Here is a 15,154-nt window from a genome sequence, read left to right on the forward strand (position 1 = left end):
TGCCGAGCATCCTATCCGTGCTGCGATGCAGCGCAAGTGTTAGCGTTAACCAGAAGAGTCGGCGACGCGCTCTGCGACCAAAGGCTGAGGAGCGATGCGGCGGCGGCCGTTGCGCCGCAGGCATGTTCCGGCTTCGTTCGCAATTGGAACTTGCTTTCCGGCCGCGCGTCCCTATCTCATGCGCTTGGTCACGCGGGGATAGGCATGGAACAGAAGTTCATCGAGGTGCGCGGCGCGCGCGAGCACAACCTGAAAAACGTCGACATGGACATCCCCCGCGATCAGCTGGTGGTGATCACCGGCCTGTCGGGGTCGGGCAAGTCGTCTCTGGCCTTCGACACGGTCTATGCCGAGGGGCAGCGCCGCTATGTCGAGAGCCTGTCGGCCTATGCACGCCAGTTCCTGGACATGATGGGCAAGCCGGACGTCGACCATATCAGCGGCCTCAGCCCCGCGATCAGCATCGAGCAGAAGACGACCTCCAAGAACCCGCGTTCCACCGTGGGCACCGTGACCGAGATCTACGACTATCTGCGCCTGCTGTTCGCGCGCGCGGGCACGCCCTATTCCCCCGCGACCGGCCTGCCGATCGAGGCGCAGCAGGTGCAGGACATGGTCGACCGCACCATGGCCCTGCCGGAGGGCACGCGCGCCTATCTGCTGGCGCCCATCGTCCGCGACCGCAAGGGCGAGTACAAGAAGGAACTGGCCGAACTGCGCCGCCAAGGCTTTCAGCGCGTCAAGATCAACGGCACCTTCCACGAGCTGGACGAGGCGCCGACGCTGGACAAGAAGTTCCGCCACAACATCGACGTGGTCGTGGACCGGATCGTGGTCCGCGAGGGGCTGGAGACCCGTCTGGCCGACAGCCTGCGCACCGCCCTGAACCTGGCCGACGGCATCGCGCATCTGGAGTTGGCGACCGAAGGCGATGCCGAGCCGGAGCGCCTGACCTTTTCTGAGAAGTTCGCCTGCCCCGTCAGCGGTTTCACCATCCCCGAGATTGAGCCGCGGTTGTTTTCCTTCAACGCGCCCTTCGGTGCCTGCCCGGTCTGCGACGGGTTGGGGGTCGAGCTGTTCTTCGACGAACGCCTGGTCGTGCCTGATGCCGCCCTGTCGGTGGACAAGGGGGCCATCGCGCCGTGGGCCAAGACGAAATCCGCCTATCTGACCCAGACCATCAATGCGCTGGCCAAGCATTACGGCTTCGACAAGAAGACCCCGTGGAAGGACCTTCCCGAAAGCGTCCGGCAGATGTTCCTGCGCGGGTCGGGCAAGGAGGAGATCAACTTCCGTTTCGACGATTCGGGCCGCGTCTATCAGATCGCCCGCGTCTTCGAGGGGGTGATCCCCAACATGGAGCGCCGCCTGCGCGAGACCGACAGCGCCTGGGTCCGCGAGGAGTTTGAGCGCTATCAGAACAACCGCCCCTGCGGCGCCTGCGGGGGCTATCGCCTGAAGCCCGAGGCGCTGGCGGTCAAGATCGCCGGCAACCATATCGGCGAGGTCGTGCAGCTGTCGATCCAGGATGCGCTGGACTGGATCACCGACGCGCCGAACCACCTGTCCAGGCAGAAGGCCGAGATCGCCTCCGCGATCCTGAAGGAGATCCGCGAGCGGCTGGGCTTCCTGGTCAATGTGGGCCTGAACTATCTGACCCTGTCGCGCGCCGCGGGCACGCTGTCGGGCGGCGAAAGCCAGCGCATCCGCCTGGCCAGCCAGATCGGCTCGGGCCTGACCGGGGTGCTCTATGTGCTGGATGAGCCGTCCATCGGTCTGCATCAGCGCGACAACGACCGGCTGCTGACCACGCTGATGAACCTGCGCGATCAGGGCAACTCGGTGCTGGTGGTCGAGCATGACGAGGATGCGATCCGCCACGCCGATTACGTCTTCGACATGGGGCCTGGTGCTGGGGTGCATGGCGGCACCGTGGTCAGCCACGGCACGCCCGCGGAAATCGCGGCCGATCCCGACAGCCTGACCGGCCAGTATCTGTCGGGCAAACGCGCGATCGAGGTTCCCGAGACTCGCCGCAAGGGCAACGGCAAGAAGATCACCGTGGTCAAGGCGACTGGCAACAATCTGAAGAACGTCAACGCTGAATTTCCTCTGGGCCGCTTCGTCTGCGTGTCGGGCGTGTCGGGCGGGGGCAAGTCCACGCTGACCATCGAGACGCTGTTCAAGACCGCCTCCCTGCGCCTGAACGGCGCCCGCCAGACGCCCGCGCCCTGCGAGACGATCAAGGGGCTGGAGCAGCTGGACAAGGTCATCGACATCGACCAGCGCCCCATCGGCCGGACGCCCCGGTCGAACCCGGCGACCTATACCGGGGCCTTCACGCCCATCCGCGACTGGTTCGCGGGCCTGCCCGAGGCCAAGGCGCGCGGCTACAAGCCCGGCCGCTTCAGCTTCAACGTCAAGGGCGGGCGCTGCGAGGCCTGCCAGGGCGACGGCGTCATCAAGATCGAGATGCATTTCCTGCCCGACGTCTATGTCGAATGCGAGACCTGCAAGGGCAAGCGCTACAACCGCGAGACGCTGGAGGTGCAGTTCAAGGGCAAGTCCATCGCCGACGTGCTGGACATGACCGTGGAGGACGCGCAGGAATTCTTCAGCGCCGTCCCGTCGATCCGCGAGAAGATGGACGCGCTGATGCAGGTGGGCCTGGGCTATATCAAGGTCGGCCAGCAGGCGACGACCCTGTCGGGCGGCGAGGCGCAGCGCGTGAAGCTGTCCAAGGAGCTGTCGCGCCGCTCCACGGGCCGCACGCTTTATATCCTGGACGAGCCGACGACGGGCCTGCATTTCGAGGATGTGCGCAAGCTCTTGGAGGTGCTGCACGAACTGGTCGATCAGGGCAATTCGGTCATCGTGATCGAGCACAACCTGGACGTCATCAAGACCGCCGACTGGATCATTGACATCGGCCCCGAGGGCGGCGACGGGGGCGGCGTCATCGTCGCAGCCGGCACGCCCGAGGAGGTCGCCCGCGTCCCCGAGAGCCATACGGGCCGCTATCTGGGCCCGATGCTGAACCCGGCCCGCAGCCGGGCGGCGGAGTGATCGGGGGCATCGCGGAAAAAAATCGCAGGGCGGTGTTTTTTCCTCTTGCAACCCCCGGCGGCAGACCGTAAATCACCGCTCACCGAAGGCGAGACGGTCACACGGATCGCCAGAGGAACTGGAGTGCGGGCGTAGCTCAGGGGTAGAGCATAACCTTGCCAAGGTTAGGGTCGTGAGTTCGAATCTCATCGCCCGCTCCAAAACAAAAGGCCGGACCTTCGGGTCCGGCCTTTTGTTTTGGCCGGCCTTTTGTTTTGGAGCGTCGGACAGGCCCCCGTGAGGGTTGGCCGGCACTGGCGCGAAATCGGAAAAATGACACAGAAACGCTGACGGCCAGGCCGACCCCCAGATCCGAGCACCGAGGCGTCGAAAGCCCCCCGAGGTTGCGCCGCGCGCTCGCCTTGGGATCGTCTGGGTTCTGTCCTGTCTGGTGCAATTGGCTTGACACTGTCAAGGTAGGTGAAACATGACCTTCGTCAAAGCGTCTCCGGCCGAGGGCGGCGTCGCGGATCGTCTGGTGCAGGCCGGGCTGTCGATTCTGGCCGAAAAGGGAATGGCGGGGCTGACGTTGCGGCGCATCGCGGCACGGGCAGGGGTCTCGCACGCGGCGCCGGCGCACCATTTCGCGGGGATGCCGGGGCTGCTGGCGGCCATCGCGGCGCAGGGCTTCCGCATGTTCCACGCCGATCTGGAGGCGCTGGACCGCGACGCCCATCCGGACCCGTTCGATTGGCTGGTGCGCATCGAGGAGGTCTATCTGGGCTTCGCGGCGCGCCATCCGGACCTGTTCCGGCTGATGTTCAGCGCGCCCCTGCCGCCCGATCCGGACCTGGAGCAGGCGGTGCGGCGCACCCATGCCATCCATCTGGCCGCCTGCACGGCCGTAACCGGTCCCGAGCGGGCCGAGGCCATGCTGCTGGCGATCTGGGCGCTGACGCATGGCTATGCCATGCTGGGGCTGGCCCAGTGGAACGACCGGTTTCCGGCGGTCGATGCCTCCTACCGGTCGCTGCTGCGGCTTCTGGTGCGCCCGGACGGCGCTTAGCCGTCCAGCCGGATGCGCGCGTTCTGCGGGTCGTGGGGGCTGTCCTCGGTCACCACGGCATCATACAGCTCGCGGAACATCCGCAGCTGCAGACGGGTGCCCGGCGCGGCCAAGTCGGGGCGGACATAGCCCATGCCGATCTGCTTGCCGAAGGCCACCGACCAGCCGCCCGAGGTCAGCCGCCCGACCTTCTGCCCGTCCAGGAACAGCGCCTCGCGGCCCCAGGGATCGGCATCCGCCGGCCCGTCGATCAGCAGCGTGACGCAGGTCGACCGGATGCCCTTGGCCTCCATCGCCGCCTTGCCGCGGAACTCCTTGCCCAGATCCACGAAGCGGTCCAGCCCCGCCTCCAGCGGCGTCGCGTCCCGGCCCAGCTCGGTGCCGAAGGCGCGATAGGACTTCTCCTGACGCAGCCAGTTCTGGGCGCGCGCGCCGACCAGCCGCATGCCAGAGGGCTCCCCGGCCTCGATCAGCCGGTCGAACAGGTGGTTCTGCATCTCGATCGGGTGGTGCAGCTCCCATCCCAGCTCGCCGGTATAGGCGACGCGGATCGCCATGACCGGCACCATCCCCAGCTCGATATTGCGCATCGACAGCCACGGAAAGCGCTTGTTCGACAGGGCGGTCTCGGACTCCGCATCGCGGATCAGACGGGCCAGGATCGCGCGGCTTTCGGGACCCGCCAGCGCAAAGACGCCCCATTGCGTGGTCACGTCCTGCACATGGACATGGGCGCCGCCCGCCGCCATGAAATCCTCGGCCGATTTCAGCAGGTTGTCGCGGTCGTAATCGGCCCAGGCCCCGGCGCTGACCAGGTAGTAGTCCTGATCCCCGCGCCGCACGATGGTGTATTCGGTCCGCACCGTGCCGGCATCGGTCAGCGCATAGGTCTGGTTGATCCGCCCCACCTTGGGCAGCTTGTTGGTGGTCAGCCAGTCCAGGAAGGCCGTCGCACCCGGCCCGGTGACGGTGTGCTTGGCAAAGGCTGTCGCGTCGACCAGGCCCGCCGTCTGGCGCACGGCCTCGGCCTCGGCCTTGGCATAGGGCCACCAGCCGCCGCGACGGAAGCTGCGGCTGTCATGGTCGTCGAAGCCCTCGGGGCCGTAGTAGTTCGGGCGTTCCCACCCGTTCACCTGCCCGAACTGCGCGCCATGCGCGGCCTGCCGGTCATAGGCGGGCGAGGTGCGCAGCGGACGGCAGGCCGGCCGCTCCTCGTCGGGATGGTGCAGGATGAAGACGTGGTCATAGGCCTCCTCGTTCTTGCGGGCGGCGTATTCGGTGGTCATCCACGACCCGAAGCGGCGCGGGTCCAGCGACGCCATGTCGATCTCGGCCTCGCCCTCGGTCATCATCTGCGTCAGGTAATGGCCCACGCCGCCCGCGGCGGTGATGCCGAAGCTGAACCCCTCGGCCAGCCACATGTTGCGCAGGCCCGGCGCGGGGCCGACCAACGGGTTGCCGTCGGGCGTATAGCAGATCGGGCCGTTGAAATCGTCCTTCAGACCCACCGTCTCCGAGGTCGGAATGCGGTGGATCATCGCCATGTACTCCTCCTCGATCCGCTCCAGGTCCAGGGGGAACAGATCGGCGCGGAAGCTGTCCGGCACGCCGTATTCGAAGCGCGCGGGCGCGCCCTTCTCATAGGGGCCTAGAATCCAGCCGCCGCGCTCCTCGCGGACATACCACTTGGCGTCGGCGTCGCGCAGCACCGGATGCTCGGGGTTGCCCTCGGCGCGCCAGCGCATCAGGGCGGGGTCCGGCTCGGTCACGATGAACTGATGCTCGACCGGGATGGCGGGGATCTTGATGCCCAGCAGCTTGGCCGTGCGCTGCGCATGGTTGCCGGTCGCGGTCACGACATGCTCGGCATGGATGTCATAGACCTCTCCGGAGGGGATCAGGTTGCCGCCGCGGTCGACCATCTTCTCGACCGTCACGACCCATTCGCTGCCGGTCCAGCGATAGGCGTTCACCTGGATCTTGCGCTCGATCCTGCAGCCCGCCATCCGCGCGCCCTTGGCCATGGCCTGCGTCACGTCGGCGGGGTTGATGTATCCGTCGGTCGGGTGGAACAGCGCGCCCTTCAGATCCTCGGTGCGGACCAGCGGCCAGCGCTCCTTGATCTGAGCGGGGGTCAGGAACTGATGCTCGATCCCGATCGTCTCGGCGGTGGCGGAATAGAGCATGTATTCGTCCATCCGCGCATCCGTCTGCGCCATGCGCAGGTTGCCGCAGCGGGTGAAGCCCGCGTTCAGGCCCGTCTCGGCCTCCAGGCCCGCATAGAGCTTGACCGAATAGTCGTGGATATGGCTGGTCGCATAGCCCATGTTGAACAGGGGCAGCAGCCCCGCCGCGTGCCAGGTCGATCCGGCGGTCAGCTCGTCGCGCTCGACCAGCAGGGTGTCCCACCCGGCCTTCGCCAGGTGATAGGCGATGCCGCATCCGACCGCGCCCCCGCCCACGACCAGAACCTTCACATGCGACGTCATCGCGCTCTCCTGTTGTCCCGTTTCGCCCAAGTCATGCCCCATCGCGGAAACGCCGCGTCAAAGGCCCCCGACCTCTGCGGGCGAAAAACGACATGGCCTTGCCCCGACCGGCCCCCGCGACTAGGGTGCCGGCCACGCCAGAAGGGGGGCCAGCATGGAGATCTGCCGCAGTATCGAGGCCATGCGCACCTGGCGCCGCGACGCGGGCCGTCTCGCGTTGGTGCCGACCATGGGCGCGCTGCATCAGGGCCACCTGACGCTGGTCGCGCGGGCCCGCGACTGGCTGGACGGGCAGGGGGGCGGCCGGGTGGTCACGTCGATCTTCGTGAACCCCACGCAGTTCGGCCCGAACGAGGACCTGGACAAGTATCCCCGGCAGGAGGCGCAGGACCAGGACCTGCTGCGGGGCGCGGGCTGCGACGCGGTGTTCCTGCCGCAGGCCTCCGACATCTGGCGGCCCGGCGCGCAGACCCATGTGCAGGTCAGCCCCCTGGGCGGCATCCTGATGGGCCGACTGCGCCCGGGCCATTTCCGCGGCGTGGCGACGGTGGTGACCAAGCTGTTCAACATCGTCCAACCCCAGGCCGCCGCCTTCGGCGAGAAGGATTATCAGCAGCTGACCCTGATCACGCGCATGGTGGAGGACCTGGACATGCCCGTGACCATCCTGCCCGTGCCGACGGTGCGCGAGGATGACGGGCTGGCCATGTCGTCGCGCAACCAGCGCCTGACGCCCCAGGACCGCGCCGCGGCCCCGGTCCTGGCCCGCGCGCTGGACCATGCCGCGGCATCGGTCCACATGGGCACGCCGGTCAGCCTGATCCGCCGCCAGATCCGCACGATCCTTTCCTCCGAACCGCGGGCCGATATCCGCTCCATCGACATCCGCGACGCCCGCGACCTGTCGCGCATCGCCGTCGTGGGCGGTCCGGTCGCGATCCTGCTGGCCGTCCGCTTTGGCGACGTGCTGCTGATCGACCAGCGCACCGCCCATCCGTAAGGGGTTTTCCATGTCCGTCCACGCCGCCGTCCGCCGCATCACCGTCCCGCAGATCGCCGCCGCCAAGGGGCAGATGCCCATCGTCGCGCTGACCGCCTATACCGCGCCCATGGCCGCGATGGTCGACCCCCATGCCGACGTGATCCTGGTGGGCGACAGCCTGGGGATGGTGGTCCATGGCCTGCCCTCGACCATCGGGGTCACGCTGGAGATGATGATCCTGCACGGCCAGGCCGTCATGCGCGGATCGGCCCGCGCCATGGTCGTGATCGACATGCCCTTCGGCAGTTACGAAGAAAGCCCCGAGCAGGCCTTCCGCAACGCCGCCCGCGTGATGGCCGAGACCGGCGCCGGGGCCGTCAAGCTGGAGGGCGGGGTCCGCATGGCCCCCACGATACGCTTTCTGGCCGACCGCGGCATCCCGGTCATGGCGCATGTCGGGCTGACGCCCCAGGCCACGAACACCATGGGCGGGTTCAAGACCCAGGGCCGCGACCCCGCGACCTGGCCCGCCTTCGTCGCGGACGCCCGTGCCGTGGCGGAGGCGGGCGCCTTCAGTGTCGTGGTCGAGGGCGTGATGGAGGCCCTGGCCGACCAGATCACCGATGCGGTGGCGGTGCCGACCATCGGCATCGGGGCCAGCGCGCGCTGCGACGGGCAGATCCTGGTGCTGGACGATATGCTGGGCCTGTCGGGCCGGGTGCCGCGCTTCGTGCGCCGCTTCGGCGAGCTGGGCGGGCAGGCGGATCAGGCCATCGCCGCCTATGCCGCTGCCGTCCGCGACCGCAGCTTTCCGGCCGAGGCCGAGCTCTACCGCTGAGCGCGGGCGCGCTCAGAGGTCGCGCGGTTCGAAATCGGCGGTGCGGGCCAGAGGCGACAGCGCCAGCGGGATCAGCAAGAGCCCGGCCAGCGCCAGATAGATCGTGCCCAGGCTGAACCGTTCGGCCAGAAAGCCGATGCTGCCGGGCGCCAGCAGGATGCCGGAATAGCCCATCATCGTGACCACCGACAGGCCCATGCCCGCCGCCAGCCCAGGCACGTTCCCCGCCGCCGAAAACGCGATGGGCACCATGTTCGCGATGCCGATGCCGGCCAGCGCGAAGCCCGCGATGGCCGGCGCGGGGCTGGAGGACAGTCCCGCCAGCAGCAGCCCCGCCATGGCCACGGCCGAACTGGCGCGCAGCGTCGCGACCGCGCCGAAGCGCCGCCGCAGCCCGTCGCCCGCAAAGCGCATCGCGGCCATCGTGCCCGCGCAGGCCGCAAAGCCCAGGCCCGCGACCGACAGCGACGCTCCCATCTCGCGCTGCAGATAGACGGCGGCCCAGTCCAGGATCGCGCCTTCGGGGATCATCGCGGCCAGGGCCATCACGCCGATCAGCCAGGGCAGGGGGCTGCGCGGCAGGCGCAGCGGCGCCTTGGGCGCGCCGGCCTCGGGGGCGTCCTGCAGCAGCCGCGGCAGCGCCCAGAGCAGCACCAGCGCAAAGGCCGCGGTGATGGACAGGGCATGGGCCATCTCGCCCATGCGCTGGATCAGCCAGCCCCCGGCGGCGGCCCCGGCAAAGGCGCCGAGGCTCCAGAATCCGTGGCAGGACGACATGATCGCCCGGCCGCGCGCGCGTTCCACGGCGACCGCGTTCGCGTTCATCGCCACGTCCATGCCGCCGACCATGCCCCCGAACAGCACCACCGCCGCCGCGACCGTCCAGTAGGTCGGCGCCAGCGAGATCCAGATCATAGACGGCGCCGCCAGCCACGCGGCCAGCCGCACCGCGCGCGCCGATCCGGCCCGCGCGACCATCGCCCCGAACAGCGGCATCACGCAGAGCGAGCCCAGGCCCAGGCCCAGCACGATCACCCCGGCGCTGGCCTCGGTGATGCCGAGACGTTCCATCAGCACCGGGATCTTCGGCGCCCAGCTGCCCACCAGCAGGCCGTTCACGAAGAACAGGGCCGACACGGCCCACTGCATCGCCATCACAGCATCGCCGGCACGACCAGATCGGGCGGGCGGTGCCCGTCGGCGAAGGTCTTGATGTTGATGATGACCTTCTCGCCCATCTCGGCACGGCCCTCGACGGTCGCGCTGCCCATATGCGGCAGCAGGACGACGTTGGGCAGCTCGCGGAGGCGGGGGTTGATCTCGTGGCCATGCTCGAAGACGTCCAGGCCCGCACCCGCGATCTCTCCGGCGCGCAGCATGCGGGTCAAGGCGTTCTCGTCGATGACCTCGCCGCGCGAGGTGTTCACGACCACCGCCGACGGCTTCATCAGCTTCAGCCGCCGCGCGTTCAGCAGGTGGAACGTAGACGGCGTGTGCGGCGCGTTCACGCTGACGATGTCCATGCGCGCCAGCATCTGATCCAGGCTCTCCCACCAAGTGGCGCCCAAGGCCTCCTCGATCTCGGGGCGCAGGCGGCGGCGGTTGTGGTAATGGACCTGCATGCCGAAGGCATTGGCGCGGCGCGCGACCGCCTGGCCGATGCAGCCCATGCCCAGGATGCCAAGTCTGCGCCCGCCCACGCGCCCGCCCAGATGCGCCGTGGGGGACCAGCCCTGCCAGCGCCCGGCCTGCATCTCGGCCAGGCCCTCGGGGATGCGGCGGGTCACGGCCAGGATCAGCGCCAGCGTCATGTCGGCGGTGTCCTCGGTCACGACGCCGGGGGTGTTGCTGACCAGCACGCCCCGCTGGCGGGCCGACATCACGTCGACATGGTCGATGCCCGCGCCGAAATTGGCGATCAGCTTCAGCCGCTCGCCCGCGCGGGCCAGCATGGCGGCGGTGATCTGGTCGGTGACGGTCGGCACCAGCACGTCGGCGTTCTGCATCAGCGCCACGATCTCGTCCTGGCTCAGGCGGCGGTCGTCCTCGCGCAGGGCCACGTCGAACAGTTCTGACATCCGCGTCTCGACCGCCTCGGGAAGGCGGCGGGTCACGGCGACGCGCAGTTTGCTGCGGGAGGCGGGGCTGGCGGGCATGGTCACCTCACTGTGTCTCGGTCACGGTCCTGTCGCAGTCACGGTCTTGTCGGTCGGGCCGTGTCGGCACGCCCTTTTCTTCCGCGGATGCTTTTGGCAAACTGCCCGCGTTGAGGGGCAGGCACAAGACCCCAGAGGGGCGCCCGCGCGTCCCGCGGCAGGACAGGAACGGACGGCGCATGACGGCATGGCTTGGCAGGACAGGCGCAGGGTTGGCCCTTGCGGTCGCGATGATGGTCGGACAGGCGCCCGCGCCGGTTTCGGCCCAGGCCGCCCCGGAGGCCGCCACCGGTCAGGGCCAGGCCGAGATGCGGGGGCCGGTCACCAACCTGCCGCTGCCGCGCTATGTCAGCCTCAAGGGCAACGAGGGCAACGCCCGGCGCGGTCCCAGCTTGTCGCACCGCATCGATTGGGTCTTCCGCCACGCGGGCATGCCGCTCAGGGTGGTGGCCGAGTTCGGCCATTGGCGCCGGGTCGAGGACAAGGACGGGGCCGGGGGCTGGGTGCATTACGCGCTGCTGTCGGGCGTGCGGACTGCGCTGGTGACCCAGGACATGCTGGAGCTGCGGACCCGGCCTAACCCGGATGCCGACATCGTCGCGCGCGCCGAGGCGGGGGCGATCCTGCGGCTGAACGAATGCGAGCCCGACTGGTGCCGGGTGTCGGGCGGCGGACAGCGGGGCTGGGTGCCCAAGACCGCCATCTGGGGGGTGGACGCGACCGAGATCCGCGACTAAGCCGGACGCAGGATGCCCGCCGGACGGGCGGTTGCAACAAATCGCCGCGCTTTCGCGCGCGCCGGGCAATTGACCCCGGACGGCGGCGGGTCTAAACCGCACCCAGCCAACCCGTCGCGGGGCAAGCCATGATCCCCGCGACCGACAAGGGGATCGTCACCCGTGCAAAACATTACGCAGGACTATCTGCCCATCCTCGTCTTCGCGGCGATGGCCTCGGCGCTGGCGCTGATCTTGCTGCTTTCCGCATTCGTCATCGCGGTGCGCAATCCCGACCCGGAAAAGGTCAGTGCCTACGAGTCGGGCTTCAACCCGTTCGACGACGCGCGCATGAAGTTCGACGTGCGATTCTATCTGGTGTCGATCCTGTTCATCATCTTCGACCTCGAGGTCGCGTTCCTGTTCCCCTGGGCGGTCAGCTTCCAGGCGATCAGCGAGACCGCCTTCTGGTCGATGATGGTGTTCCTGGGCGTGCTGACCGTGGGCTTTGCCTACGAGTGGAAGAAAGGAGCGCTGGAATGGGCGTGATGGCAGGGGCGAACACCGCCGGACCCGATCGCGAATACGCGACCAAGGCCCTGAACGCGGAGCTGCAGGACAAGGGCTTCCTGCTGACCACGACCGAGGACATCATCAACTGGGCGCGCAACGGCTCGCTGCACTGGATGACCTTCGGCCTGGCCTGCTGCGCGGTCGAGATGATGCAGACATCCATGCCGCGCTATGACCTGGAACGCTTCGGCACCGCGCCGCGCGCCTCTCCGCGCCAGTCGGACCTGATGATCGTGGCGGGCACGCTGACCAACAAGATGGCCCCGGCGCTGCGCAAGGTCTATGACCAGATGCCGGAACCGCGCTACGTGATCAGCATGGGCAGCTGCGCCAATGGCGGCGGCTACTATCACTACAGCTATTCCGTCGTGCGCGGCTGCGATCGGATCGTGCCCGTGGACATCTACGTCCCCGGCTGCCCGCCGACCGCCGAGGCGCTGCTCTACGGCATCCTGCAACTCCAGCGCCGCATCCGGCGCACCGGCACGCTGGTGAGGTGATCATGGCGACCCAGACCGACACCGACGCCCTGCACCAGCTGGCCGAGCACATCACCCTGCGCCGCGCCAACGAGGTCGTGGGCACCGAGATCGCCTTCGGCGAGCTGACCGTCACTGCGACGGCCAGCGGCATCCTGGACCTGCTGGACTTCCTGCGCAGCGACACCAGCTGCCGCTTCTCGACGCTGGTGGACATCACCGCGGTGGACTATCCCTCGCGCCAGCAGCGCTTCGACGTGGTCTGGCACCTGCTGTCGATGTACCAGAACCAGCGCATCCGCGTGAAGGTCGCGATCCGCGAGGACGAGATGCTGCCGACGCTGACCGGCATCTATCCCGCCGCGAACTGGTTCGAGCGCGAGATCTTCGATATGTTCGGCATCCTGTTCACGGGCCATCCGGACATGCGCCGCATCCTGACGGATTACGGCTTCTCGGGGCATCCGCTGCGCAAGGACTTCCCGACCACCGGCTATGTCGAGGTCCGCTATGACGACGCCGAGAAGCGTGTCGTCTACGAACCGGTCAGCCTGGTGCAGGAATACCGCCAATTCGATTTCCTGTCGCCTTGGGAAGGCGTGCAATACGCCCTGCCCGGCGACGAGAAGGGGGCCGCGAAATGATGGACGGCGACATCCGCATCAACCAGTATGACGACGGCAGCGAGGACCGCCTGACCGGCGAGCAGCGCATCCGCAACTTCAACATCAACTTCGGCCCGCAACACCCTGCCGCGCATGGCGTTCTGCGCATGGTGCTGGAGCTGGACGGCGAGGTCGTGGAGCGTGCCGACCCGCATATCGGTCTGCTGCATCGCGGGACCGAGAAGCTGATGGAGAGCCGCACCTATCTGCAGAACCTGCCCTATTTCGACCGGCTGGACTATGTCAGCCCGATGAACCAGGAGCATGCCTGGTGCCTGGCGATCGAGCGCCTGACCGGCACGGTCGTGCCGCGCCGCGCCAGCCTGATCCGGGTCCTGTATTGCGAGATCGGCCGCATCCTGAACCACCTGCTGGGCCTGACCACGGGCGCGCTGGACGTGGGCGCGCTGACGCCGCCGCTCTGGGGCTTCGAGGCGCGCGAGCAGCTGATGATCTTCTATGAACGGGCCTGCGGCGCGCGTCTGCACGCGGCCTATTTCCGGCCGGGCGGCGTCCACCAGGACCTGCCGCCCGACCTGCTGGACGACATCGAGGCCTGGTGCGACCAGTTCCCGCAGGTGCTGGACGATCTGGACACGCTGCTGACCGAGAACCGCATCTTCAAGCAGCGCCTGGTCGATATCGGTATCGTGACCGAGCAGGACGCGCTGGACTGGGGCTTCTCGGGCGTGATGGTGCGCGGGTCGGGCCTGGCCTGGGACCTGCGCCGCGCGCAGCCCTACGAGTGCTATGACGAGTTCGACTTCAAGATCCCGGTCGGCACCAACGGCGACTGCTACGACCGCTTCCTGTGCCGCATGCAGGAGATGCGCGAATCGACCTCCATCATGCGCCAGGCGGTGCAGAAGCTGCGGGCCGAGGGCCCGGGCGACGTGCTGGCGCGCGGCAAGCTGACGCCGCCCAAGCGCGGCGACATGAAGCGCGACATGGAAAGCCTGATCCACCATTTCAAGCTCTACACCGAGGGCTTCCGCGTCCCGGCCGGAGAGGTCTATGCCGCCGTCGAGGCGCCCAAGGGCGAGTTCGGCGTCTATCTGGTCAGCGACGGCACCAACAAGCCCTATCGCGCCAAGCTGCGCGCGCCGGGCTTCCTGCACCTTCAATCCATGGACTGGATGTCCAAGGGCCATCTGCTGGCCGACGTCCCGGCCCTGATCGCCACCCAGGATATCGTCTTCGGAGAGGTTGACCGCTGATGCTGCGCCGTCTGCACCCCGTCCAGCCGGACAGTTTCGAATTCACGCCTGCGAACCTGGAATGGGCGCAGGCGCAGATCACCAAATACCCGGAAGGTCGCCAGCAATCGGCGATCATCCCGGTCCTGTGGCGCGCCCAGGAGCAGGAGGGCTGGCTGAGCCGGCCCGCCATCGAATATTGCGCGGCGCTCTTGAGCATGCCCTATATCCGGGCGCTGGAAGTGGCGACGTTCTACTTCATGTTCCAGCTGCAACCCGTTGGGACCGTGGCCAATATCCAGATCTGCGGCACCACGACCTGCATGATCTGCGGGGCCGAGGACCTGGTCGCCGTCTGCAAGCGCAAGATCGCGCCCACCCCGCACACCCTGTCGGCCGACGGCAAGTTCAGCTGGGAGGAGGTCGAGTGCCTGGGCGCCTGCGCCAATGCGCCGATGGCCCAGATCGGCAAGGACTACTATGAGGACCTGACGCCCGAGAGCCTGGAGGCGCTGATCGACCGCATGTCCGCGGGCGAGGTCCCGGTGCCCGGCTCGCAGTCGGGGCGCTTCGCCTCGGAGCCGGCCAGCGGGCTGACCAGCCTGACGGAGCTGAAGGGGCAGGAGGGCCGCAACGCGAGCGTCCAGCTGGCCACCGATATCGGCGAGACGCTGAAGCGCATCGACGGGACCGAGGTGCCGATCCTGACCAAGTGGCGCCGCAAGCCCGAGGCCGCGGCCGATGACCAGACCGGCATCGACAGCGCGCCCGAGCGCGAGCCGCGCCCTTCGGATGGCGCGCCTGCCGACGCCACCGGCGTGACCGAGCAGGAGGCGTAGGCCAGCTCGGCCGCCCGCCCCGTCTCCAAGCGCGAACCGGCCGATGTCAAGGCCGACGACAAGGACCGCGACTAAGCCGCCACCGCCCGCCACCGCCACGAAAGGACGCC

The 15,154-nt window shown here is 68.2% G+C and carries 12 protein-coding genes, 1 tRNA gene and 1 pseudogene; 11 read left to right on the top strand and 3 right to left on the bottom strand.

The features are described 5' to 3' along the window. Window positions 1-204: 204 nt before the first annotated feature. The 3 genes from uvrA (at window position 205) to AC2SGK_RS02880 (ending at window position 4,111) form a co-directional block, all read left to right on the top strand. Entirely contained in the window at window positions 205-3,066 is a 2,862-nt protein-coding gene (uvrA, locus tag AC2SGK_RS02870) for an excinuclease ABC subunit UvrA (protein WP_488322089.1), read from the top strand. A 125-nt stretch (window positions 3,067-3,191) separates the two neighbouring features. Beyond that, window positions 3,192-3,266 (top strand) — tRNA-Gly (locus tag AC2SGK_RS02875). A 266-nt stretch (window positions 3,267-3,532) separates the two neighbouring features. After that, on the top strand, window positions 3,533-4,111 hold the full coding sequence (locus AC2SGK_RS02880) for a TetR/AcrR family transcriptional regulator (RefSeq protein ID WP_488322090.1): 579 nt from the start codon (window positions 3,533-3,535) through the stop codon (window positions 4,109-4,111). Here AC2SGK_RS02880 and AC2SGK_RS02885 read toward each other — a convergent pair. After that, window positions 4,108-6,600: a GcvT family protein gene (locus tag AC2SGK_RS02885; RefSeq protein ID WP_488322091.1), complete on the bottom strand. Its 2,493-nt coding sequence runs from the start codon at window positions 6,598-6,600 to the stop codon at window positions 4,108-4,110. The two genes, AC2SGK_RS02880 and AC2SGK_RS02885, sit on opposite strands and share 4 nt — an antisense overlap. Before the next feature lie 154 nt (window positions 6,601-6,754). Here AC2SGK_RS02885 and panC point away from each other — a divergent pair, with 154 nt between their 5' ends. Together panC and panB are read left to right on the top strand one after the other, a co-directional pair. Next, window positions 6,755-7,600 (top strand): pantoate--beta-alanine ligase, encoded by an 846-nt coding sequence (panC, locus tag AC2SGK_RS02890; RefSeq protein WP_488322092.1) that lies wholly within the window; start codon window positions 6,755-6,757, stop codon window positions 7,598-7,600. A 10-nt stretch (window positions 7,601-7,610) separates the two neighbouring features. Beyond that, a complete protein-coding gene (gene panB / locus AC2SGK_RS02895; RefSeq protein ID WP_488322093.1) occupies window positions 7,611-8,420 on the top strand; it encodes a 3-methyl-2-oxobutanoate hydroxymethyltransferase in 810 nt (269 codons plus the stop codon). A gap of 12 nt (window positions 8,421-8,432) precedes the next feature. Here panB and AC2SGK_RS02900 read toward each other — a convergent pair whose 3' ends face one another. Next, window positions 8,433-9,575 (bottom strand): MFS transporter, encoded by a 1,143-nt coding sequence (locus AC2SGK_RS02900; RefSeq protein WP_488322094.1) that lies wholly within the window; start codon window positions 9,573-9,575, stop codon window positions 8,433-8,435. Continuing rightward, window positions 9,575-10,576 (bottom strand): 2-hydroxyacid dehydrogenase, encoded by a 1,002-nt coding sequence (locus AC2SGK_RS02905; protein WP_488322095.1) that lies wholly within the window; start codon window positions 10,574-10,576, stop codon window positions 9,575-9,577. The genes AC2SGK_RS02900 and AC2SGK_RS02905 overlap by 1 nt, the downstream gene beginning before the upstream one ends. Window positions 10,577-10,755: 179 nt before the next feature. Here AC2SGK_RS02905 and AC2SGK_RS02910 point away from each other — a divergent pair, with 179 nt between their 5' ends. The 6 genes and pseudogenes from AC2SGK_RS02910 to nuoE form a co-directional block, all read left to right on the top strand. Continuing rightward, a complete protein-coding gene (locus AC2SGK_RS02910; RefSeq protein WP_488322096.1) occupies window positions 10,756-11,313 on the top strand; it encodes an SH3 domain-containing protein in 558 nt (185 codons plus the stop codon). Window positions 11,314-11,523: 210 nt separating this feature from the next. Next, window positions 11,524-11,841, top strand: coding sequence for an NADH-quinone oxidoreductase subunit A (gene ndhC / locus AC2SGK_RS02915; RefSeq protein WP_405406484.1), 318 nt, complete (start codon window positions 11,524-11,526; stop codon window positions 11,839-11,841). After that, on the top strand, window positions 11,841-12,365 hold the full coding sequence (locus AC2SGK_RS02920; RefSeq protein WP_176695081.1) for a NuoB/complex I 20 kDa subunit family protein: 525 nt from the start codon (window positions 11,841-11,843) through the stop codon (window positions 12,363-12,365). Before ndhC ends, AC2SGK_RS02920 begins: the two co-directional genes overlap by 1 nt. Before the next feature lie 2 nt (window positions 12,366-12,367). Beyond that, window positions 12,368-12,988, top strand: a complete 621-nt coding sequence (locus AC2SGK_RS02925) for an NADH-quinone oxidoreductase subunit C (RefSeq protein WP_488322097.1) — start codon at window positions 12,368-12,370, stop codon at window positions 12,986-12,988. Then, window positions 12,985-14,226 (top strand): NADH-quinone oxidoreductase subunit D, encoded by a 1,242-nt coding sequence (locus AC2SGK_RS02930; protein WP_488322098.1) that lies wholly within the window; start codon window positions 12,985-12,987, stop codon window positions 14,224-14,226. The genes AC2SGK_RS02925 and AC2SGK_RS02930 overlap by 4 nt, the downstream gene beginning before the upstream one ends. Further along, window positions 14,226-15,041: pseudogene (gene nuoE / locus AC2SGK_RS02935) on the top strand (NADH-quinone oxidoreductase subunit NuoE); the annotation flags it as partial. The gene AC2SGK_RS02930 and the pseudogene nuoE, both read left to right, overlap by 1 nt. Between the last annotated feature and the right edge of the window lie 113 nt (window positions 15,042-15,154).

Source organism: Paracoccus sp. NIOT.M2S5SZ12, from assembly GCF_057748165.1.

Bases quoted from the DNA above. Each gene is read 5' to 3' on its own strand.
- AC2SGK_RS02880 (WP_488322090.1), top strand. From the start codon at position 3,533: ATGACCTTCGTCAAAGCGTCTCCGGCCGAGGGCGGCGTCGCGGATCGT.
- panB (WP_488322093.1), top strand. From the start codon at position 7,611: ATGTCCGTCCACGCCGCCGTCCGCCGCATCACCGTCCCGCAGATCGCC.
- uvrA (WP_488322089.1), top strand. From the start codon at position 205: ATGGAACAGAAGTTCATCGAGGTGCGCGGCGCGCGCGAGCACAACCTG.
- AC2SGK_RS02925 (WP_488322097.1), top strand. From the start codon at position 12,368: ATGGCGACCCAGACCGACACCGACGCCCTGCACCAGCTGGCCGAGCAC.
- AC2SGK_RS02930 (WP_488322098.1), top strand. From the start codon at position 12,985: ATGATGGACGGCGACATCCGCATCAACCAGTATGACGACGGCAGCGAG.
- AC2SGK_RS02900 (WP_488322094.1), bottom strand. From the start codon at position 9,575: ATGGCGATGCAGTGGGCCGTGTCGGCCCTGTTCTTCGTGAACGGCCTG.
- AC2SGK_RS02920 (WP_176695081.1), top strand. From the start codon at position 11,841: ATGGCAGGGGCGAACACCGCCGGACCCGATCGCGAATACGCGACCAAG.
- AC2SGK_RS02905 (WP_488322095.1), bottom strand. From the start codon at position 10,576: ATGCCCGCCAGCCCCGCCTCCCGCAGCAAACTGCGCGTCGCCGTGACC.
- panC (WP_488322092.1), top strand. From the start codon at position 6,755: ATGGAGATCTGCCGCAGTATCGAGGCCATGCGCACCTGGCGCCGCGAC.
- AC2SGK_RS02910 (WP_488322096.1), top strand. From the start codon at position 10,756: ATGACGGCATGGCTTGGCAGGACAGGCGCAGGGTTGGCCCTTGCGGTC.
- AC2SGK_RS02885 (WP_488322091.1), bottom strand. From the start codon at position 6,600: ATGACGTCGCATGTGAAGGTTCTGGTCGTGGGCGGGGGCGCGGTCGGA.
- ndhC (WP_405406484.1), top strand. From the start codon at position 11,524: ATGGCCTCGGCGCTGGCGCTGATCTTGCTGCTTTCCGCATTCGTCATC.